At 41.6% G+C, this 22,826-nt stretch carries 15 protein-coding genes and 1 pseudogene; 12 read left to right on the top strand and 4 right to left on the bottom strand.

Annotated features, from left to right (window positions below; translation table 11 throughout):
• The first annotated feature begins 91 nt into the window (after positions 1–91).
• The 4 genes from recC to ABMY41_RS01660 are packed head-to-tail and all read left to right on the top strand — an operon-like array spanning position 92 to position 9,521.
• Positions 92–3,436 (top strand): exodeoxyribonuclease V subunit gamma, encoded by a 3,345-nt coding sequence (gene recC / locus ABMY41_RS01675; protein WP_289098747.1) that lies wholly within the window; start codon positions 92–94, stop codon positions 3,434–3,436.
• Positions 3,423–6,998 carry an exodeoxyribonuclease V subunit beta gene (gene recB / locus ABMY41_RS01670; RefSeq protein ID WP_289098749.1) on the top strand — a complete coding sequence of 1,192 codons (3,576 nt, stop codon included), beginning with the start codon at positions 3,423–3,425 and terminating at the stop codon, positions 6,996–6,998. Before recC ends, recB begins: the two co-directional genes overlap by 14 nt.
• Entirely contained in the window at positions 6,995–9,079 is a 2,085-nt protein-coding gene (recD, locus tag ABMY41_RS01665) for an exodeoxyribonuclease V subunit alpha (RefSeq protein WP_289098751.1), read from the top strand. The genes recB and recD overlap by 4 nt, the downstream gene beginning before the upstream one ends.
• On the top strand, positions 9,066–9,521 hold the full coding sequence (locus ABMY41_RS01660; protein WP_289098752.1) for a GNAT family N-acetyltransferase: 456 nt from the start codon (positions 9,066–9,068) through the stop codon (positions 9,519–9,521). The genes recD and ABMY41_RS01660 overlap by 14 nt, the downstream gene beginning before the upstream one ends.
• Here ABMY41_RS01660 and ABMY41_RS01655 read toward each other — a convergent pair.
• Together ABMY41_RS01655 and ABMY41_RS01650 are read right to left on the bottom strand one after the other, a co-directional pair.
• Entirely contained in the window at positions 9,518–10,147 is a 630-nt protein-coding gene (locus ABMY41_RS01655; protein ID WP_062565213.1) for a trimeric intracellular cation channel family protein, read from the bottom strand. The two genes, ABMY41_RS01660 and ABMY41_RS01655, sit on opposite strands and share 4 nt — an antisense overlap.
• A 129-nt stretch (positions 10,148–10,276) precedes the next feature.
• Positions 10,277–11,566 carry an amidohydrolase gene (locus tag ABMY41_RS01650; RefSeq protein WP_055198688.1) on the bottom strand — a complete coding sequence of 430 codons (1,290 nt, stop codon included), beginning with the start codon at positions 11,564–11,566 and terminating at the stop codon, positions 10,277–10,279.
• Between the two features lie 54 nt (positions 11,567–11,620).
• Here ABMY41_RS01650 and ABMY41_RS01645 point away from each other — a divergent pair, with 54 nt between their 5' ends.
• The 5 genes and pseudogenes from ABMY41_RS01645 to ABMY41_RS01625 all read left to right on the top strand — a co-directional run bounded on the left by ABMY41_RS01645 (position 11,621) and on the right by ABMY41_RS01625 (position 17,180).
• The gene (locus ABMY41_RS01645) at positions 11,621–12,283 is read left to right on the top strand and encodes a Crp/Fnr family transcriptional regulator (protein WP_289098754.1); all 663 of its coding nucleotides are present in this window, start codon (positions 11,621–11,623) and stop codon (positions 12,281–12,283) included.
• A gap of 88 nt (positions 12,284–12,371) precedes the next feature.
• The gene (locus ABMY41_RS01640) at positions 12,372–12,875 is read left to right on the top strand and encodes an Mpo1-like protein (protein ID WP_175081805.1); all 504 of its coding nucleotides are present in this window, start codon (positions 12,372–12,374) and stop codon (positions 12,873–12,875) included.
• 21 nt (positions 12,876–12,896) lie between these two features.
• Complete coding sequence (locus ABMY41_RS01635; protein ID WP_054561314.1) at positions 12,897–13,685, top strand: SDR family oxidoreductase; 789 nt, start codon at positions 12,897–12,899, stop codon at positions 13,683–13,685.
• A gap of 178 nt (positions 13,686–13,863) precedes the next feature.
• Positions 13,864–14,865 (top strand): annotated as a pseudogene (locus ABMY41_RS01630) (branched-chain amino acid aminotransferase); the annotation flags it as partial.
• A 161-nt stretch (positions 14,866–15,026) separates the two neighbouring features.
• Positions 15,027–17,180, top strand: coding sequence for a prolyl oligopeptidase family serine peptidase (locus tag ABMY41_RS01625; protein WP_251598798.1), 2,154 nt, complete (start codon positions 15,027–15,029; stop codon positions 17,178–17,180).
• Positions 17,181–17,248: 68 nt separating this feature from the next.
• Here the strand turns inward: ABMY41_RS01625 and ABMY41_RS01620 are convergent, their stop codons facing one another.
• On the bottom strand, positions 17,249–18,340 hold the full coding sequence (locus ABMY41_RS01620; RefSeq protein WP_349274003.1) for a DUF481 domain-containing protein: 1,092 nt from the start codon (positions 18,338–18,340) through the stop codon (positions 17,249–17,251).
• Positions 18,341–18,441: 101 nt separating this feature from the next.
• Entirely contained in the window at positions 18,442–19,737 is a 1,296-nt protein-coding gene (locus ABMY41_RS01615; RefSeq protein WP_055021046.1) for an anti-phage deoxyguanosine triphosphatase, read from the bottom strand.
• A gap of 214 nt (positions 19,738–19,951) precedes the next feature.
• Between ABMY41_RS01615 and ABMY41_RS01610 the strand changes: the two genes are divergently transcribed.
• The 3 genes from ABMY41_RS01610 (at position 19,952) to ppk2 (ending at position 22,821) form a co-directional block, all read left to right on the top strand.
• Positions 19,952–20,770: a glucosaminidase domain-containing protein gene (locus tag ABMY41_RS01610; protein WP_349274001.1), complete on the top strand. Its 819-nt coding sequence runs from the start codon at positions 19,952–19,954 to the stop codon at positions 20,768–20,770.
• Positions 20,763–21,431: a DUF2987 domain-containing protein gene (locus ABMY41_RS01605; RefSeq protein WP_349274000.1), complete on the top strand. Its 669-nt coding sequence runs from the start codon at positions 20,763–20,765 to the stop codon at positions 21,429–21,431. The genes ABMY41_RS01610 and ABMY41_RS01605 overlap by 8 nt, the downstream gene beginning before the upstream one ends.
• Before the next feature lie 496 nt (positions 21,432–21,927).
• Positions 21,928–22,821 carry a polyphosphate kinase 2 gene (gene ppk2, locus ABMY41_RS01600; protein WP_082665603.1) on the top strand — a complete coding sequence of 298 codons (894 nt, stop codon included), beginning with the start codon at positions 21,928–21,930 and terminating at the stop codon, positions 22,819–22,821.
• Positions 22,822–22,826: the final 5 nt, after the last annotated feature.

The following is a 22,826-nucleotide window of genomic DNA, read 5'->3' as shown; positions in this document are numbered from 1 at the left end:
AGCCTTGTTTGCGGGTATTTCTCTCTATCCCATCTAATTAAAATATCTTACACTGTGTCAATTAGTTAGTTTCAAGCAAGGACAGTGTAAAGTGCTGAATATAATTCAATCAAATCGCATGGAAGCACTGCAAGCGCGGTTTCACGCTCTTCTTAAAGTTAATCCATTAACGAGTCCCTTTAAAAAAGAAATTGTGCTTGTGCAGTCACCAGGTATGTCGCAGTGGCTAAAAATAGGTTTAAGCGAACACTTAGGGATTGCCGCTCAGGTTGATTTTCCGCTGCCTTCGAGTTTTATATGGCAGCTTTACCAACAATTGCTGCCTGATGTACCCAGTGAATCACCGTATAACAAAGCTAACCTTGCTTGGAAGCTGTTTGCGATTTTACCAAACTGCATTGATGAGCCGCTGTACTTACCGCTGAAAACCTATTTAGATGGTGACAGTGAAGGGCAAAAAACCTTTGCCTTGTGCGAGAAAATTGCCGACGTTTATGACCAATATTTAATGTATCGCCCCAATTGGATTGCCACTTGGGAGCAGGGCATCGATGAACTTGATGATGTTGATGTAGGCATTGCGCCATGGCAGCCAGATCTCTGGCGTAAGCTGGTGGCGCACAGTAAAGAGCTTGGGCAAAGCCAATATCACCGCGCCAATATGCAAGACAAACTCCTTGCAGCCCTTGAAAAAATGGACGCAAGCCTATTACCTGAGCGTATTAGCTTATTTGGTATTTCTGCAATTGCGAGTAGCCAGCTTGAAGTGTTTCAGGCCATTGCAAAAAAAACGCAGGTGTTTTTGTTTTTCTTCAACCCCAGTGAGCATTACTGGGGTGACACACTCGATGAAAAAACAGCAGCTAAGATTGCCGCTAAATATGCTAAACGCCCGCAGTTACAAGCGCTTGAAGACAGCGCTAAAAACCCTGATCACGAGTACTTTTTTATTGGTAACCCGTTACTCTCGTCGTGGGGTAAATTAGGCCGAGACTATTTTGAGCAGTTACTGCAACTAGATGCGCAGTGGCTTGACGGATTCGATAACGAGTTTGATCAAAGCTTGCTATCGCAAATTCAGTCTGAAATTTACCAATTAGCTTTTAAGGGTGAATCACTAACGCCTGATAAAGAATGGTTTATTAATGACGAAGGCAAGTTGCCAATTCAGGCAGACGATACCAGCATTGTGCTGAGCGATTGTCACACGCCACTACGCGAAGTCGAACGACTACATGATTACTTACTCAATTTATTCAATGAAAATAAAGCGCTAACACCAAAAGATATTATTGTAATGATGCCGGATGTTGGCACATACAGCCCGTATATTGAGGCGGTATTTGGTGGTGCCGAAGGGCGACGTTTTATTCCTTATGCGTTAGCCGATTTAGCCATAGAACAAGAAAAACCCGTACTTAGCTCGTTTGCTAGTTTAGCCGATTTACCTTACTCACGCTTTGGTGTGTCTGACATTCTTGATTTACTGCAAGTCACACAAATTGCCGAAAAGTTTAACCTTGAAGCTCATGAATATGAGCAAATTGGCTTTTGGCTTGAACGCGTTGGCGTTAAATGGGGCTTAGATGCCGCCCACAAAGACAGTTTTGGCTTACCCGCAATAGATTTAAATACCTGGCAACATGGCCTAAACCGCTTGTTACTTGGCGTTGCACAACGTGATGAACAATTGCCGTTTTCGGGGATTTACAGTGCCGATGAAGTTGAAGGCATGGCATTAAATACCTTAAATAAACTCATTGAATTTATTGATGTACTGGCCCGATATAAAGCTAAGCTGCAAGCTGATGCACCGCTTAATGAAAAGGCAGAAATTCTAAAAGAATTATTAAGCGATGTGTACAGCGATGAAGGTGAACAAAGCTGGGATTTATTAGTACTGCAAAAAGTGCTCGATACACTGATTAAGCATTATGATAATGGCGATTACCAACAAGCCGTTTCGCAGCGTATTGTGAGTTACTTGGTTAAACAAGGTATTCAAGAAAAAGGTGTAGGGCAGCGCTTTTTAGTGGGGCAAGTTAACTTTTGTACGTTGATGCCAATGCGTGCGGTGCCATTTAAAGTAGTGTGCATGCTAGGTTTAAATGATGCAGATTACCCACGTACCGTTCAGCCAATTGGTTTTGACTTAGTGCCTTTCTCAAAACGCCAAAAAGGCGACCGTTCTCGTAAGCTCGACGACCGTTACCTGTTTTTAGAAGCGATTTTAAGTGCTCGTGAGAATTTATACATCAGTTATATTGGCCGTTCTTGCTTTGATAACCAACCAAGAATGCCCTCAACTTTAGTGAGCGAGCTTTTGGAATACATAGCCCGTAGTTTTGAATTTGCTGATAAAGACACTCACTTAAAGCTACCTGAGGCGCTGATTAATTATCAGCACTTACAGCCATTTAACCCGGCTTATTATCTGACCACTAACAAAGAAGGTAATAAAAGCCAAACTGATGACGAGCAAAAAGCAAATAAACCACTAGCCACACAATTACACAGCTATAACCCCGTGTGGATGCCAGCTCAACCTGTTAATCCTGAGCCACAGCAAGCGCTCAGTGTTCAGCCAGAAAGCAGTGTTGAGTTAACTCAGTTTATTCGCAGTATTTGCCAGCCGCACGAGAGCTTTTATCAGCAAAGTTTGGGTTTACGCCTACCGCAATTTAACGATATCGCTAAAGATGAAGAGCCATTTAGTTTAGATGCATTACGCCGCTACTTTTACCTTGACGAAATTCTCGAAGCGAGCATTCAAGAGCTACCGCTTAATAAAGCGCAAATTATGCAGCGCGGTGAATTACCCCAAGCCCATGTTGGCGATCTTGTGTTTGAAAGTATGCAGCACCGAGTTGATGCGCTTGCTGGGCAAGTAAAAGCGCATATTCAAGGTGATGAAGCATTACCCGTTGAAGTAAATATTAAAATAGCCAACACCACTTTAGAAGGTTGGTTAAATCATATTTATGGTCAAAAACAGGTGTTTTATCGCACCGCCAGTATTAAAGCAAAAGATGTTATTCGCGGCTTTGTGCATCATTTAGCGGCGCAAATAATGGGCCAGCCGGTTGAAACCCTTATTCTTGGTTTAGACAAGCAAATTAGTTTTTCACCCTTGTCAGAAGACGATGCCCGTAGCTATTTAAATGATTGGTTTTCGCTTTATGAAACGCTTTTAACTCGCCCTGTGGCGTTTTTCCCGGTCAGTGGTTACGAGTACATAAAAACAGATAAAGACATGGTTAAAGCAAACAATAAATTCGCGCCGCAATACATAGGCATAGGTGAAGGTGAGAACCCATACATTCGCTTAACCATAAAAAGCCTTAAAGACTGTGAAGAAGAGTTTATAAAATGGAGCGAGCTGCTGTTATCGCCAATTGTTGAATTAGCACAGGAGGCAGATCATGCAAACGCTTAATCCAATGAGTATGGCGCTGTGTGGGCAAAGCCTTATTGAAGCCAGTGCCGGTACAGGTAAAACCTACACCATCACAGGTTTGTATTTGCGGTATTTGTTGGGCTTACAAAAAGCGACCGGTGAAGATGAAGCATTAAATACGCCTCTGAGTGTTGAGCAAATACTGGTGGTGACTTTCACCGAGGCCGCCACCCAAGAAATTAAAGACCGTGTGCGGGCGCGTATAATCGATGCCAGAGATGCACTGCTTGGTAAAAAGCCAGATGATGAGCTGATTGAGCAAGTAATTAACGAGATAACTGACAAACACGCCGCATTTGATTTGCTAGACGCTGCGGCAAAGTCGATGGATGAAGCCGCTATATTCACTATTCATGGCTTTTGTCAGCGAATGCTGAAACAACATGCTTTTGAATCCGGCGTGGCGTTTAACTTAGAGTTTATTCTAGATGAGCGTGAGCTTATTCAAGAAACCCTTAATGACTTTTGGCGTGCCTTTGTTTACCCACAATCAAAAGAGCGAACGCAAGCAATTACCGATATTTTCCCAGTGCCGGCGTCACTGTATTCACAGGTAGTGAGTTTACTCAATAAACAAGGGGCAACAATTACCCCTGAGTACGACCTTGACGATATATGGCAAGCGCGCGACAACTTCGTGGCAAAAGTACCGGCATTTAAAACTGCGTGCCGTGAGAGTGAGTTTATTAATGCTGTAAAAGTATCTGATTTAAGTGGTTCAAAAACCCCAGGTCGAAAAAACAGCCTTGCAGCGCTTGAAGAGTATATAAGCAATGACGAGTTGTTTTTTGTATTTGGTACCAGTAAATACTCGTTCGAAGTGTGGAGCACAGAGAATTTAAGCGACCCTGCAAATTATAAGAAAAACGGCAGTTTGCTGAGTCATGAAATGCTGGCTCAGTTTGATGAAATGGCTAAACTGAGTAGCCTTATCAATAACGGCTTGAATATTGCGATAGTGCAATACGCAGCTAAATGGGTGGCAAGTGCATTAGCTAAACGCAAGCAAGAGCAAGGCGTTATTACTCCAGATGATTTACTGAGTAACTTGCATCAGGCGCTTTTAAGTGAGCAAGGCCAAGCGTTAAGTGAAAAAATTGCGGCTTTATTTCCAGTTGCCATGATTGACGAATTCCAAGATACCGACCCAGTTCAATATGGTATTTTTAGCCGCATTTATGGCATTAAAAACACCACGCTTGCCATGATAGGCGATCCAAAACAGGCTATTTATGGCTTCCGTGGTGCAGATATTTTTACTTATATTGGCGCAAAACAAGCCGTTTCAGATGACAAGCAATACACCCTAGATACCAACTACCGCTCAAGTGAAGGGGTTGTTGATAGCGTAAACCGCTTATTTGCTAAAAATGCTAATAGCTTTATTTACAACGATGCGATTCCATTTCAAAAGGTCAATGCTAAAGGAAAACAGCAAGACAAAGCGTTTTTAATAAACGGTGAAATGCCCAGTGCGTTTGAATTTTCGGTTTTTGTTGATGAGTACGCCGAAGCCAACAACAAGCCAACCAGCAAAGGGGTAGCTCAACAGGCATTGGCTTTGCAATATACGAAAAAAATTACTGAGCTACTCAAGCAAGCTAATGCAGGCCATGCAACTATTGCAGGAAAACCACTTACTGCTGCCGATATCTGTGTGTTAGTGCGTGACCGAAACGAAGCACAGTTGATGAAAAACGCACTGGCAGAAGCCGCCATTGCCAGCGTGTATTTGTCCCGTGACAGTGTGTTTAACCAAGAGCTTAGTCATCATTTACTTAACTTTTTAACGGCATTGCATGGTCAGTATGATGAGTCATTACTGCGTGGTGTACTAGCAGGGCCATTGTTTTGTTTAAGCTACAACCGTATTTATGAGCTTCACGAAAATGAAAGTGCATGGCAAGAACATCTAAACTTTTTTGCTCAGCTTGCTCATATTTGGCATAAGCAAGGCGCAATGGCGATGCTCGAGCGTTTATTAAGCCATAATCAACTTGCAGCGCGCTGGCAAGGCTTAGGCTACAACGTTGAACGCTGGCTCACCGATTTCCGCCATTTAGGGGAGATCTTACAGCAAAAGCAAATTGAGCTTGAGGGCACCCACAGATTACTGCGTTGGTTTGCACAAAAAGTCAGTCAACAAGATGGTGAAGCGGTGCAAGTACGCTTAGAAAGCGATGCTAATTTGGTGAAAATTGTCACTATGCACGCCTCAAAAGGCTTAGAGTACCCGATTGTATTCATGCCGTTTGCCTGTGGCTACCGTGAAAGCAAAGAAGCCCTTTATCATAAAGACGGTAAGCTTATTTATGACCTTGCTAAAAGTGACGACGCAATGCAAAAAGCAGAGCAAGAGCGCTTGGCTGAAGATTTACGCTTGCTCTATGTGGCATTGACTCGTGCCGTGCATTTTTGCTCTGTGGGTATGTATAACATTGCCCAAGGTCGTAGTGCTCGCCCTGGAATTCAAAGTACCAGCATTGGCCACGTATTATTTGCAGGGTTAGAGATTAAATCGGGCGATGAATGGCGCGCGTTGTTACAACAATTTTGTGACGGCTCTGCACACATGCATTATGAGGCGTTTAGTCAAGCAGATGAGCTTGAAAAGTTAACATTTGCTGGCGCTGACAGTGAGCAAGCCTATCAAGTTAATACTGTAAAAGCAGACATTCAGCGAGATTGGCGTTCAACCAGCTTTAGTAGCTTAACGCTGAAAAAGCATACTGACCATATTGAACTTGGCCGCAGTGACGAAGACCACGAAAAAGATGAGTTTTTAGCCCAAAATGCCAATGCTTTAACACCGTACAGCTTCCCTAAAGGCGCAAAGCCGGGTAGTTGTTTGCATGAAATATTTGAGCAATTAGACTTTACTGACCCTTATGCGTTAAAGCGTCCAGCCACTGAGCAAGACGACCACGCACTTGATAAAGTGATCAAAACGTTATTCGAAAAATACCATATTGACGAAAGCTGGCAAGAAATGACCGAGCAGTGGATCCTTGCTGCACTGAATTGCCCATTAAACGATAAAGGGCTAAGTTTATCAGTACTTGAGCCTGATACCTGTTTGGTCGAAATGGAATTTAACTTACCCTTGTTATCACTCTCAAGCGATAAGCTTAACCAGGTTTTAGTTAAACATTTTAACTTACCCGGGCAGCTTGATTTTAGTGAGGTGCAAGGCTTACTAAAAGGCTTTATAGATTTAATATTTTGCTGGCAGGGTAAGTATTATATTCTTGATTATAAATCGAACTTTTTAGGCAATAGTGCGGCTGACTACCAACATGAGCAACTAGAGCAAGCCATGACTAGTCACCAGTATCATTTGCAGTATTTAATTTATACCGTGGCATTGCACCGCTTATTAAAACAACGCATTCAAGATTACGATAGCGATACGCATTTAGGCGGTGTTTACTACACCTTCTTACGTGGTATGAGCGAAGGGCAAGGGGTGTACTTTAATCAGCTTACTAAACAGCAAATAACTGAGCTTGATAGCTTATTCGCACAAGGAGCCATGCTATGAGTCAAATGACATTCGGCTTTGATGACCATGAGCCAAACGAGCCAATGAATAAGCAACCACAGCAGCCAGCACAACATACCCAAAGCGACTCAGTGTTGACTGTCACAGAGGTTAAAACGCAGCCTTTACTGAGTTATTTACTTGAGGCAAAACGTATTCGCTTAGTTGATGTTAAACTCGCAGAGCTATTGACTGGCACAGAAACAGTAGCCGGTTCACAATCGTTGATAGAGAATAACGATGCAGCGCATAATGAGGTTTTTTACCTGATTTTATTACTTGCGGCCGCGCAGCAAAGTCAGCACAGCTGTTTAGAGCTCGTGAATATAAACTGGCAAAACCCGTTTGAAATAAGAGAGCAAAGCCTAGCTGATGCCAGCATTGCAGCCCCTGAGGTTTTAACCCCGTTTGATATGGAATTTGGCCTTAATGAGGCTGTTAATAAACTAATGAATGCTGAGTGTGTCGGGGACGACAAACCACTGCTATTGTTCGCGAATAAACTTTATTTTGCCCGATTGGCAGAGTACGAAACCACACTGGCTTCGCGTTTACATCATTTAGCAACGAAAGAACTCACACTTGATGAAGCCGAATTAACGGCATTACTTGAGGTGTATTTTCCTAATAGTGAACATACAACCAACCCAAGCGATCCTATTAAAACATTAAACTGGCAAAAAGTAGCCTGTGCGATTGCCGCAACAAAAGGCTTTAGTGTGATCACTGGCGGCCCAGGTACCGGTAAAACCACCACAGTAACTAAGCTACTAGCAATATTACAATCTTTGTATGCCAGTGCACCGCTAACAATAAAGCTGGTTGCACCGACAGGTAAAGCGGCAGCGCGTTTAACCGAGTCGATTTTAGGGGCAAAGCAAAAGCTTAGTATGATCCCTGGTAATATCGCGCCACTTATTCCTGAAAGCGCGCAAACGATTCACCGTTTACTGGGCGTTATTCCGCATACCAATAAGTTTCGCCATAACAAGCGTAATCCGCTGCATTTAGATGTACTGATCATTGATGAGGCATCGATGGTAGATTTATCGCTTATGGCAAAACTAATCGAGGCACTACCGAGCCATGCAAGACTTATTTTACTGGGTGATAAAGACCAATTAGCCTCGGTTGATACGGGCAGTATTCTTAGCGACCTATGCCAAGGCTTAGAGCTTGGCAAAATGCCTGATTACAGCAGTGAAAGAGCAGCGCAGCTTAATCGCGTTTGTTTTAATAATCAGAGCGAAATACCCGCGGCGAGCAGTCATTTTGTACTTAACGATTGTATTGCGTTTTTACAGCAAAGTTATCGTTTTGATGGCAGCAGCGGCATTGGTCAATTAGCACAAGCTGTAAATACCAATAACAGTGGCTTACTGGGCTACGTTGAGCAAACGATTAATCAAGGTGGCTTTAAAGACCTTAAACTTAATTACAGCGTAATTAGTAAACCGATTGAGCAATTTGTGCAACAGGCGGCGTTGCAATATCACGATTATTTGCAGCTTATCCAGCAAGGGGCAAGTGTAGCCAGTGTGCATAAAGCATTTGCGCATTATCAGTTACTGGCTGCAGTCAGAGAGGGAGATTATGGTGTAAATAGCCTTAATCAGCGTATTGAAAAAGCACTGGCTCAACAAGGTTTAATTTCGCCATATCAAAGGCATTACGTGGGTATGCCAATTATGATCAGCCAAAACGACTACCAGCTAAAACTGTTTAATGGCGACATCGGTATTTTAATGCACGATGAGCAAGGTCAGTTAAAAGCCATGTTTGTTGATGAACAAGAAAATATTCGTGCCTTTTCGCCCGCACGTTTACCTGCTCACGACAAAGTGTATGCCATGACAATTCATAAGTCGCAAGGTTCTGAATTTGCTTACACAGCAATGATTTTACCACCAATAAAACATGCTAATCAGGGCATTAACAGGCAGTTGGTTTACACGGGTATCACCCGCGCGAAAACCACATTTGAGCTGGTGGCCGATAAAAATGTATTGCTCATGGCGATGAATAAATCAGTTACTCGTGCATCGGGTTTATACGATAGGTTAAAACATGAAGCTAGTTAAAGTAACGAGTGACCAACTAAACGAGTTAATGGGTTGGTTTAACTCAGAGGCTGAACTGCGTATTTGGTCTGGGCCATTTTTTAATTACCCATTTGATACGCAAAGCTTTAAGAATGATTTAAACCTAGATGCGCTGAATTCCTTCGCGTTGGTTAATGACGAAGGCCAGATGTTAGGGTTTGGTCAATACTATTTACGTGAAGGTCGTTGCCATTTAGGGCGGCTAGTTATCGCGCCAAGTGAACGTGGTAAAGGTCTTGCAAAAGTGTTGATAAATTTACTAGGAGAGCAGGGTAAACAGCAATTGAACTGCGCTAGCTTGTCGTTGTTTGTGTATAGCCACAATACCCTTGCTAAAACAGCCTATGAAAAACTGGGTTTTATACAAACCCAGTACCCCGCTGACATGCCACTCGATGGCTGTATTTATATGACTTGCTAAGAGCGTTTAAAGCTGCTTTTACGAAACAGATTAGGTTGCCAACCAAAGTGTATGGCGCCTAATCTTAAACAGACCGTCACAGCGAATGCGCCAAGAATGCACCAAATATAACTCACCTCTAGGGTGAATAAAGCCGCGTAAGTTAACCCGCCAGATAAGCAAGCGGTTGAATAGAGCTCTTCACCCATTACTAAAGGCACTTCTCGGCAGATCACATCACGCATCAGGCCACCAAAAATACCTGTGGTCATACCCATGGTGATGGCTACAACCATATCTGCGCCGCCGATCAGTGCCTTTTCGATACCAATAATGTTGAAAATAGCCATCCCTACGGCATCCATTAATAGCATGGTGGTGTTACTTAAATCGGGTAAGTGACGAATAGATAAAATAGAGGCGAATATGGCTATGTAAGTTGCGTACAAATAATCGGGCTGAGCTATCCAAAATACTGGTTTGTTAAGCAATATGTCTCGAAGTGTGCCACCACCCAGAGCTGTGACTGTGGCAACGACTACCACACCAAAACCACCAACACTTTTTTCATGGCCCAGCAAGGTGCCAGAAATAGCAAAAAACGCTACACCGATAATGCTTAAAAAATGAAAGTATTCTGATGTCATGGGGTTTCCTTACCTGTTTATAGTAATCTAACCCTAGCAAAATGAACTTTATTGATGCTGAACAACTAAGAAAATAGGGCGGGTAGTGATGTCACCCGCCAGAAGGGAATAGTGATTATATCAATCCGCTTATTTAAGGTAATCAACCACTAATTGCGTCATTGCATTTACGCCAAGCTGTAAAGCTTTTTCGTCTGCAAAAAAGTGTGGTGAATGGTTACTAGGTGCTGTAACTGCATCTTGACCTTTTGGTGTGACACCTAAGAAAAAGAACATGCCTGGTGTTTCTAAGGCGTAGTAACTAAAGTCTTCGGCACCTGTGATAAGTGGCGTTGTGATCAGGTTTTCTTTACCAACTACACCAGCAAGTGTTGGTGTCATTTTCTTGGTTAATTCAACATCGTTCACTGTTACTGGGTAACCATGGTCAATGTGAACATGCGCTTCTGCGCCACCTGATTCAGCTACCATCTCAGCGGTTTTAGCTAAACGTTTTTTAATGTCAGCACGCATTTCTTGGTCAAAGGTACGAATTGTGCCCACCATTTCAACTTCATCAGGGATGATGTTGTTACGCACACCGCCATTAATGGCACCAAATGAAACCACCGAAGGCGCTTTGGTTACATCAACTTGGCGTGAGGCAATGGTTTGTGTTGCCATAATAATTTGTGATGACGCCACAATTGGGTCAACCCCATTCCAAGGGCGTGAGCCGTGAGTTTGGCGACCTTTTACTGTGATAGTAAATTTGTCGGCGCTGGCCATTAGCGGCCCTTCACGAAAACCAATTTGTCCGGTATTAAGTGAGCTGGTTACGTGTAAACCAAATACGGCTTCTGGCTTTTCTTTAAATAAGCCTTCTTTAAGCATCAGCTCAGCACCGCCTTCTTCGCCATCTGGTGCACCTTCTTCAGCAGGTTGGAAGACAAACAGAATATCACCCGCTAGTTGGTCTTTAATTTTTACTAAAGACTCAGCGGCTGCCATTAAAATAGCCACATGGTTATCATGACCACAGGCATGCATTACGCCAACGGTATTGCCTTTGTACTCTGTTGTTTGAGTTGACGCGAAAGGTAAGTCTACTTGCTCTTTTACAGGTAGTGCATCCATATCTGCACGTAGCGCAATAAGCGGACCTTTTTTGCCCCCTTTAAGTTTGGCAACCACACCGGTATGAGCCACACCTGTTTGAACCTCAAGGCCTAACGAACGTAAATGCTTAGCCACGTATTTGGCTGTTTCAAACTCACGGTTACTAAGCTCTGGGTATTGGTGTAAATGACGGCGCCATTTAATGACTTTTTCGCTGACGCTTTTATTGGCAGATTTAAGTTCAGTATTAATATCACTAGCAAATGCAGGTGTAGAAATAGCACTGAGAAGTAGGCTGGTCGAAAGTAGTTTGTTTAACATCCCGTATCCTTTTATTATTTGTATACACAATAATTTAATGTAAAGTATAAACTCTTGAATGAACATGACCTTTCGGTAATTAACCAAGACAAATGGTTTAAAAATCGCACACAAATATTTAGGGACAAGCTAGTAAAAAATGCTAAATTAATCACCTTAAATGCGGGTGATGCATTGTTTTTGCGTGGTGATGAAAATACCGGTCTGTATTGTGTTATTAATGGCGTGCTTAGAGTTTCTGGGGTTAATAGCCAAGGCAAAGAAGCCGTACTCAGTTTTGTAACCGGTGCTATGTGGTTTGGTGAAGTGGCTCTGTTTGATGGCGGTAAACGCACCCACGATGTGTATGCTCAAACTGCGGTACGACTTTTACACGTACCTGAGCGGGCATTAAGCCATTTATTACAAGAGCATCCTGCTTATTGGCATGATTTTGGTCTGCTGCTTACCAATAAAGTGCGAAACCTGTTTGACTCATTAGAAGATCACGCACTCCTTACAGCAAAGCAAAAGGTGAGTAAGCGGTTGTGCATGCTTTATCAGTCGTCACTCCAAAGTTGTTTGCCGCTTACCCAGCAACAACTTGCCGATATGACCTATTTAACACGGCAAACCATTAACCAAATATTACAATCCCTGCAAGCTGATTCAATTATTAATCTTAAATATCAAACGATTGAAATTATTGATATAGATAAATTGCAATCTCAATGCTAGTTTGGAACTAAATGTCGGCTAGTTGACATTCTTGGTGGTGAATTTTCTGCTAATCTGAATTTTGAACACAGTTTTGGCAGGAAAAACAATGAAAACATTAAAACAACAACTGACAAATTACGCCCTTTATCACCGTTCTAAACGCAATATTTACACTCACTTTATTGGCATTCCATTAATTGTGTTTGCAATTATTTGTTTATTACAACGCGTCACGCTTATCTCTGAACCTGCCGTTATCTCCTTGGCAACCGTGGTGATTGCACTCACCTGCCTTTATTACTTAATGCTTAGCTTATCTATGGGGTTAATTATGGCTGTATGCTTAAGTTTGTTAAGCATTGCTGCTGAGCCTGTGGTGTCGCTTTCAACAGAGTTATGGCTAGCTGTGAGCATTGGCAGTTTCATTGTTGGTTGGGTGTTTCAGTTTATTGGTCACTATTTTGAAGGTAAAAAGCCAGCCTTTGTTGATGATTTAATTGGTTTGGTCATAGGCCCGTTATTTGTATTAGCAGAGTTCTTGATTATGCTTGGTTTTTATAAAGATATTGCTGATCATATCGAACAAAATGCAGGGCCTAACAAAGCATAACAACAATAATAAGGAACACACATGCAATTAAATGGTAAAACAGTTTGGGTAACTGGGGCATCATCTGGAATTGGTGAGGCACTTTGTGAGCAACTGGCAGCAAAAGGGGCAACGCTAGTATTGTCTGCCCGTAATGAGGAAAAACTCAACGCTCTTAATACAAGACTCGGTGGTAATCATCATGTGGTCGCTCTTGATTTGGCAAAGCCCGAAGCCTTACTTGAAGATATGCCAGCAGTGATCGAGCGAATTGGCCGCATTGATGTTCTTATCAATAACGGTGGGGTGTCGCAGCGTAGTCTATTTTTAGAAAACGAATTTACGGTTTATCGCCAACTGATGGAAGTAAACTACTTTGGTTTAATTGCTTTAACTAAGGCGGTCGTGCCACAGATGGTGAAGCAAGGTATGGGCATGGTGGTATCAATTAGCAGTGTGGCAGGTAAAGTCGGTTCAAAGTTCAGAACTGGGTATTCGGGTTCTAAGTATGCGGTCGTGGGCTTTATGGATTGCTTAAGAGCAGAACTAGCCGACAAAAATGTGAATTGCCTGACTATTTGCCCAGGTTCAATCAAAACAGCCATTGCACATAATTCGTTAGATGGCCAAGGTAAACCGCAAAATAAGCCAGAGGAATCAATCGAAAACGGCATGGATGTGGCAAAAGCGGCTGCAAAAATGATTAAAGCCATTGAAGCCGAGAAAGATGAAGTTGTTATTGGTGAAGGAATAAGTGGTTTAGCACCGACTATTAAGCGTTTTTTCCCGGGCTTTTTTAACCGCCTCACAGCAAAAATGAACTACAGATAATTTATAGTCATTTGTTAGCGAATGATTCTCAGTAAACAATGCGCAACTTGGGTTGCGCATTTTTTGTACCAAATGGTCGGATTATTATCACTTTAATCGATAAAAGGCACTAGTTTGCTATGGTTAAACGGGGATGGATTAGCATACAATGGGGTAAAAGTAGTCCAAACAAGAGAGAACAACAATGGCCGCATTTGGTACTGTATTTATGCCACAAATGATCCAAGCACGTTTTGCTGATAACTCATGGAGTGAAAGCGCGCTGGTCCCATCTGATAAAATCGAATTACATGCGGGTGCTCACGTATTACATTACTCAAGCACCTGTTTTGAAGGATTAAAAGCATTTCGTCACGAAGATGGCTCGGTCTATATCTTTCGTATGGATGCTAACATTGCTCGTATGAAACAAAGCTCTAAGTTACTAAACTTACCTGACTTTGACGAAAGCATGCTTGAGCAAATGATCAAAGACATTGTAAAAGAGTACGCAGACGAAACACCAACACCGCCGGGTTCAATGTATATTCGCCCAACCCATATTGGTACAGAAGCGGCAATCGGTAAAGCGGCTGCACCGTCAATGAGTTCCTTGCTTTATGTATTGCTTTCGCCAGTAGGTGATTATTTCTCAGGCGGTGCTACAGCATTACGTGTATTACTTGAAGAAGACGGCATGCGCTGCGCACCACACATGGGTATGGTTAAAAGTGGTGGAAACTATGCAAGTGCATTAGGTCCAATCTTAGAAGCTCGCTCAGAGCATCAAGCAGACCAAATTTTATTCTGCCCAGGTGGTGATGTACAAGAAACGGGTGCTGCAAACTTCATTTTAATTGATGGTGATGAGATCATCACAAAAGCACTTGATAGCACATTCTTACACGGTGTAACGCGTAATAGTATTTTAACGATTGCGAAAGATTTAGGTATGACAGTATCTGAGCGTAACTTCACTGTGTCTGAATTACTAGAAAGAGCCGCTAAACCAGGTACTGAAGCTGCATTATCGGGTACCGCTGCGGTACTGACGTCGGTTGGCACGCTTATTCATAACGACCAAGAGTTTAAGGTGGGCTCTGGTGAACCAGGTGAGAAAGTTGCTAAATTACGCCAAGCATTAAATGATATTCAATGGGGGAAATCAGCAGATACTCATGGCTGGTTAACAAAAGTATAATCGCTGAGCAAATACATGCTTTGAAGAGCCACGTTACTACGTGGCTTTTTTGTTTTTACATTGGTTTACAGCACTTCCAGTGTTTAACCGCAAATTACTAGACATTCTAATGCTTTAATTTTACTTTCATTTTATTAACAATAACTAAAAGTAAATTTATTATGATCAAGAAAACACTAGCATGTGCGATTGTTGTTGCATTGGCGGGCTGCGGTGAATCCACCCCAACAAAAACAGAACAAACAGTGAAAACTGCAGAGGTTAAAGCTGCTGTGAATTATCCAGAAACTAAAAAAGGCAATGTTGTTGATGAATACTTCGGTGAGAAAGTAGCCGATCCGTATCGTTGGTTAGAAGACGATATGAGCGACGAAACAGCCCAGTGGGTGAAAGCCGAAAATGACGTTACCTTTTCTTATCTAAAAAATATTCCTTATCGCGATGAGCTGAAAACTACGCTTGAAAAGCTGATGAACTATGAAAAAGTCACAGCGCCATTTAAAGAGGGTGAATACACTTATTTTTATAAAAACGATGGTCTGCAAAATCAGTACGTAGTTTATCGTAAAAAAGGCGACTCAGAAGCTGAGGTGTTCTTAGATCCAAATACCTTCAGTAGCGACGGCACAACCTCAATGTCGGGCTTAACATTCACAGAAGACGGCACACTAGCGGCTTATCAAATCTCTGAAGGTGGCAGTGACTGGCGTAAAATTATCATTATTGATACAGCGACTAAACAACCAATTGAAGAAGCATTAGTCGATGTAAAATTCAGCGGTATCTCTTGGCTTGGCAACGAAGGTTTCTATTATTCGAGCTACGATAAGCCAAAGGGTAGTGAGCTGTCTGCAAAAACAGATCAACATAAAGTTTACTACCATAAGTTAGGCACGGCACAAGCAGATGACCAATTAGTTTATGGTGGCACTGAGGCTCAGAAACATCGTTATATAGGTGCTGATGTAACCCGTGATAATCGTTATTTAATAATTGCAGCAAGTACTTCAACTTCAGGTAATAAACTGTTTATCAAAGATCTAACTAAGCCTGACAGCGAGCTAGTGACTATTTTAGATAACACTGACTCAGATACCTCAATTATTGATAATGACGGCTCGAAACTGTATTTAGTGACTAACTTAAACGCGCCAAATAAACGTGTAGTGACTGTTGATGCTGCTGATCCAAGCCCTGAAAATTGGCAAGATTTAATCCCAGAAACTGATAATGTGCTTAGCCTTTCAAAAGGCGGTGACTATTTCTTTGCTAAGTATATGGTTGATGCGATTTCGCAAGTAAAACAATACGATAAATCAGGAAAATTAGTACGCGACATCAGCCTGCCAGGTGTGGGAACTGCATATGGCTTTAGCGGTAAGCACGATGCACAAACGCTGTATTACTCATTTACAAATTACACTACACCAGGCAATACCTATTCGTTTGATGTTGAATCAGGTAAGTCTGATGTGTACCGCAAGTCGGGCGCTAAATTTAATAGCGAAGAATATATCTCTGAACAAGTGTTCTATACATCAAAAGATGGCACCAAAGTTCCGATGATAATTTCGTACAAAAAGGGCACCGAACTTAACGGTAAAAATCCGACTATTTTATATGGTTATGGTGGCTTTAACGTGAGCCTAACACCAAGCTACAGCCCTACAATTGCGGCATGGCTTGAGCACGGTGGTATCTATGCTGTAGCTAATATTCGTGGTGGTGGCGAATACGGTAAAGAATGGCATGTAAATGGTACACAGCTTAAGAAACAAAATGTATTTGATGACTTTATTGCTGCGGCTGAGTACTTAAACGAAAAACAATACAGCTCACCTGATTACCTAGCGGTACGTGGTGGCTCAAATGGTGGCTTATTAGTTGGTGCGGTTATGACACAGCGCCCTGAGCTATTTAAAGTTGCGCTTCCTGCTGTAGGTGTTTTAGATATGCTGCGTTACCACACCTTTACAGCGGGTGCTGGTTGGGCGTATGACTACGGTACGAGTGAACAAAGTAAAGAAATGTTCGAGTACTTAAAAGGCTATTCACCAGTTCACAATGTAAAAGAGGGTGTTAGCTACCCAGCAACCTTAGTAACAACAGGGGATCATGATGACCGTGTTGTGCCTGCGCATTCATTTAAGTTTGCAGCAGAGCTACAAGAAAAAGGTGCGAAACAAAATCCGTATCTTATTCGCATTGAAACAAATGCAGGTCATGGTGCAGGAACACCAACAAGTAAGATCATTGATCAATACGCTGATATTTATGGCTTTACCCTATATAACATGGGTGTTAAATCGCTATAAGATATTTTTTAACTAAAATGAAAACGCCGAGCTAAGCTCGGCGTTTTTATATCGATTGATTGAGATGTTTATAAATCGATACCCAGCGCGAAAATCATTTTGTAATCTTCTTTTTCTGGTACTATACCGTTTTCATCGGCAATCGGGTCAGCCAAATAATCCCATACTAATGACATATCAAAATCAATATCATCGGTGATCTCAAACTCAAACGCAGCCATCGCATATTGAGAATCTCCACCTGCATCACTGTTTGCAGTTAGATAGCGATAATTAAAGGTAAAATCAATTTTCTTGGTGACTTCAAGCTCGTAATTAGTGCCGACAAAATATGACCAAGATGAATTTGATTTCTCTTCACCCGTAGTGACAGTATCAAACTCAGTTCTTTGATAAGCTGGGCCTGTTGAAAAATCCCATTCTGTTTTATCGGTATCCATTACATAGTAACCAACACCGGCACCGAGAGTGTACTTGTTAGCGATATTTTGAAACGGGTCACGGTAGTATTCAAAGAAGGCTGGACGGAAATACATTTTTTGTGTGTAAAACCAGTCGAAGGTACCATTAGCGCGGATGTTGTTTTTAGTAACTTGTTCATCGCTGGTGGTGCGATAGCCTAAAAACTCTGCGAGGAAACGGCTAGACGCCGTACGGCGCTTGATATCTGCACGAGCCGAATACTCTGTTTGGTCAGTATTGCCTTTTGATATATCGGCACCTAGCGATATTTTTACAGTCCATGCACTGAGTTCGCTTTCAGCTGAAGGAGCAATAGAGACTAAATCGCGATAACGGTATTTAGCTTCTTGTTCGCCAACTTTCACATAACCACCAGAGATATTTAATGTGCCGCTTAGCTCATTACCATCGTTAAAGCGCACAGTATGGTGGCGATCTGAGATAATCATGTAGACATCTTCGCGATCAATAATTAATGTGTCGAGCACATCACTGTCGAACTCAATCTCTTTATCATACATGGAGACTAGTTCGCCTTTGAGCCATTCGCCCGAATTCAGCCGTACCCAATCGAAATGAGTGGCATCTTTTATGATTATGCCGCGTTCTTCAAGAAGCGGATCAGGAAGTGATTCTGCACTATAGCAAGCAAATGAGCTTGCTACAGCAGCACTAATAAGCAGGTATTTTTTGAGCATTATTTCAATCCATGTTAAATAAAATGCATTCAAGGGGTGAGGTTGTTATTACTATAACCTGTTTGATTTTAGAACAATTTCAACTGCTGTTCAAAAATTACTTAAGCAGATGGTAAAAACAAGCGCTGATAGGTTTTATAAGCATATTCATCACTCATCCCTGATAAGTAGTCACATATTATGCGCATAGCATTATCACCTTGCTGGTGCGCATTTAGCCACATTTCTTGGGTTGTTTCAGGTAATAAGCGCATTGGGTCGCTGGCAAAAGCACTAAATAACTCAATCAACAGGTTTTGCCCTTTAAATTCAACTTGCTGCATCTTTGGCTCGCGAATTAAACGTTTAAAAACAAAATGTTTTAGCACGTTAAGAATTTCGGCAAATTCATCCGGTAGGCTTACTGTGTACTGCAGTATTTCAGATTCGAAATCTGCGTTTTGTACAACTAACTGAGCGTTAATAATAAAGGTGTTAACCAACTCACCAATAGCGTCTTTACGCTCATACTCGTGATGAGAAAAGAGTCTGGCGGTTATTGAGCTCAAATGGGTGGTTAGCCAAGCAGAGTCAAGCTCTTGCAACTGTACAAGGGCATGGTTTTGCCAATCAGCCAGAGTTAAAACTTCTGTAGCTATGGCATCTTCTAAATCGTGAACGGCATACGCAATGTCGTCAGCTAATTCCATAATTGCTGAGTCTATCGATTTGTAATGGGTTTTAGCTCTAAACTCATCAACCTTATAATGACTACTCAGCAGCGCTTTATCGTTATTCGACAGTGGCTCAATGATCCAATCGAAAACATCTTTATCGTCTTTATATAAGCCTTTGGCTGGTCGCCAATGGTCAGCTTTAATAAAACTACGTTGCTCACTCAAAGGTGGAATGCTGTGCCACAAATCATCAATAAAGGCTGGATATTTAATAAAGCCTAATAAGGTGCGTCTGGTTAAGTTCATGCCATAGCCATTTGAATAGGGCTCAAGCTTAGACACAATTCTTAATGTTTGGGCGTTACCTTCAAAGCCACCATGCTCGCGCATCATGTAATTTAATGCTATTTCACCACCATGACCAAAAGGAGGGTGGCCAATATCATGAGCAAGGCATAATGTTTCGAGTAGGCTACCGCTCGGAAAATTCGTAAATTCAGGGTGCTGCTTTTTTAGATGACGTAATAAACCACTGCCAATTTGAGCAACTTCTAAAGAATGGGTCAGACGGGTTCGGTAAAAATCATTTAAGCCAATACCCATAATTTGGGTTTTAGCCTGTAACCGCCTAAAGGCTGCGGCGTGGATGATTCGAGAGCGGTCAACTTGCCAAGCTGAGCGGTTATCGTTTGGACGATATTTTTGCTGATCAATAATGCGAGCTTGCCAAGATTGGCACATAAAAATAACCTACCTTTTTCTCGTTTGCTTGCTTTTCAGTATACGCAAGCGCTTGAAAATTGCGAGTAAATTGGCACTAAATCACGCTATTTTGGTAAAGGTTTAGGTAATTTTCTTAGGGCAAATTCGCCAAAAATAGAGGGTTTTGGTATACTTCGCCTTTGTGTGTGCGTGACGTTACCGCACATGAGTAGTAGTTTATATGAGAGAATACATGCTTAATTACGTTTTTCGAGCTTTACTTGCTGCTTTTTTTGCATGGGCGTTGTTATCGCCATTTGTAGATAAAGAAGTAGTAGAAAGTGGGTCTGAACAATCGCAGACAACGCCAAAAGGGACCCAGCGCGTAATCAAAAAAGAAAAGCCATTACATAATGTGAAACTGCCAGATTTTGCAGCTTTTACTGATGTGAAAGAAAAGAAACATGCATTTTTTGATTTTATTCGCCCTCATGTTGAGGCCGAAAATAAAATGATTCTACAGCAACGTGCAACCCTAGAGATTGCGCGTATGATGCTGGAGTACAATGAGCCACTAAGTAGCAAGCAGCAAGCAGATATTAAAAAAATACTGACAAGCTACAAGTTGCCAACCACCATAGATACTTTGTCGCTTACCCAGGCACTACGTCGTGTTGATATCATTCCTAAAGAGCTTGCGCTAATGCAAGCAGCTAATGAATCAGCATGGGGTACATCACGCTTTGCACGCATTGGTTTAAATTTTTTCGGCCAGTGGTGTTACAAAAAGGGTTGCGGCATGGTGCCTCGTCGCCGTGCTAACGAAGCAGCCCATGAAGTGACGGCTTTTAAATCGGTACGTGCGGCTGTAAGTTCATATTTTAAAAATATTAATACCCATGCAGCGTATAAAGATTTAAGATCAATTCGTGCTGATTTACGTCGCCAGCAAAAGCCAATTGATGCAACTAAGCTAACGCAAGGCTTGTTGTCTTATTCGGAGCGCGGTGAAGCGTATATTGAAGAATTAAATAAAATGATAAATCAAAATAGAGCTTACTTTGATGAATAAACTCCTTCCATGGTTAAAAGCAGCAACCATCGCGGTTGCGCTGGGTACAGTTGCAACCAAGGCCGCTGCAACTGAATTTGTTGTTGCCTATGATGGCTTTTACGATCGTTTGAAAGTTGTTAATAAAGGCGAGTTTCAATACGCTCAAGTTAACTTTTATTTGTCTGATATTGCTAGCAACGAAGTATGCAAAATTAAATCAGGTAAAATAATTACAGAAAAACAAGAGTTTGACCTAACTTATACAGATAAGGCTCAACTACTTTTACCATTCGATAAGCAGCTTGATACAGATAAAGCCGTAATAGTTGTTCAACCAGAAAATCCAAAACATGAATGCCAATTAAAGTTACAAATTGAAGCAACGGATCTGGCTGATTTTGAACTCAGTAAAGCGAACTTATATACGTTAAATGAAGAATTTGACGAGCTGTTATCTGATTTGTCGGGCTTTTTTGTTAGCAAATTAATGTGGTTCTTACTGCCTGAACAACAGGGTGTTGTACTTAAATTTAACGGCCAAGACGCTATCTCGGCAAATGGCGTTAGCTGTAAAGAGCAGCGTTGTTCAATAAAAGTAACAGACAACTGGCAAGACGATAACACAGTGCTTAGCAGTCATGCTGAGCTTATCAGCGCCACACCGTGGATTGTTAAATAGCGACCATATATTGCTAAAAGCGTTTAAACATCGACAAAAGGGACCTTATTAGGTCCTTTTTTCGTTGTGAAGCAGATAGTTCTTATGTTTCTTTTTATTAAAATTTATCTCGGTATTTTGGTTTAGTATCAAAATCTGAAATTCATCGTAATCAGTGCAGTTACTTTGACTGTTTCTTTTATCTACATTACTCCCCTTAATTCATATCTTTTCTAACTATTTGTATTGCTGTGCATTTAAGAATTAGCGTGTTTTTAGATCTGAAAACAGTATGAAGATATGAGTTTTTACTGATTGTTTCTTGCTATAGATAAAAGGTTTAATTTTATTTTAGTATCCTTATTTTTACTTAATTATTAAGTGCTAACCTTCTATTTTTAAAGGGTTTTTTAAGAATTAAAAATATAGATTTAGATCAAGTTACTTAGCAATAACTGGCTTAAAGTAAAACTATAAAGATCTCAATATAGGTAGTTATAGTTTAAAAGGAGTCGTTATGCAGACAGTCAATGTCGAACCTGTATCAGTTAAACAACAGAAATTAGCCGAAGCCAATGCGAAGCAGGATGTGGTTTTTGATCTAAATGTTAAAAATCCAAGCTTAAAGTGGAATGCTGACGGTAAATACCCATATAAACGCAAAATGGACGTAGTTGAATACGAGCGCCATAAACACGAACTGCAAATCGAGCTTTTAAAAATGCAAGGCTGGGTAAAAGAGACCAACCAGCAAATTGTGATTTTATTTGAAGGTCGTGATGCGGCGGGTAAAGGTGGCACTATTAAGCGCTTTATGGAGCATTTAAACCCTCGTGGAGCGCACGTAGTGGCTTTAGAAAAACCATCCGCAAGAGAGCGTGATCAATGGTACTTTCAGCGTTACATTAACCACCTGCCAACAAAGGGTGAAATTATATTATTTGACCGTTCTTGGTATAACCGAGCCGGTGTTGAGAAGGTAATGGGGTTTTGTGATGATCATGAATATTTAGAGTTTATGCGTCAAACACCTCAACTTGAACGTATGTTGGTGAATAGCGGTATTAAGCTATTTAAATATTGGTTTTCGGTCAGCAGAGAAGAGCAATTTAGACGCTTTAAATCGCGCCAAAATGACCCGCTCAAACAATGGAAGCTAAGCCCAGTTGATATGGCATCATTGGCTAAATGGCATGATTATAGTGATGCCAAAGATGCCATGATGTTTCATACCCATACTAAGGATGCACCTTGGACACAAATTCGCTCTGACGATAAAAAGCGCGGGCGAATCAACTGCATGCGTCATTTCTTAAGCTGTTTGGATTACCCAGAAAAAGATCACGAAATTGTGAATCGTCTCGACCCACTTATTGTCACCGAACCTACCCGCATGTCTGCACGTCAGTAAAGGAG

It is taken from the genome of Pseudoalteromonas sp. BZA4 (assembly GCF_040104395.1).
Classification (GTDB): domain Bacteria; phylum Pseudomonadota; class Gammaproteobacteria; order Enterobacterales; family Alteromonadaceae; genus Pseudoalteromonas.
This window is presented reverse-complemented; position numbering and strand designations above follow the sequence as displayed.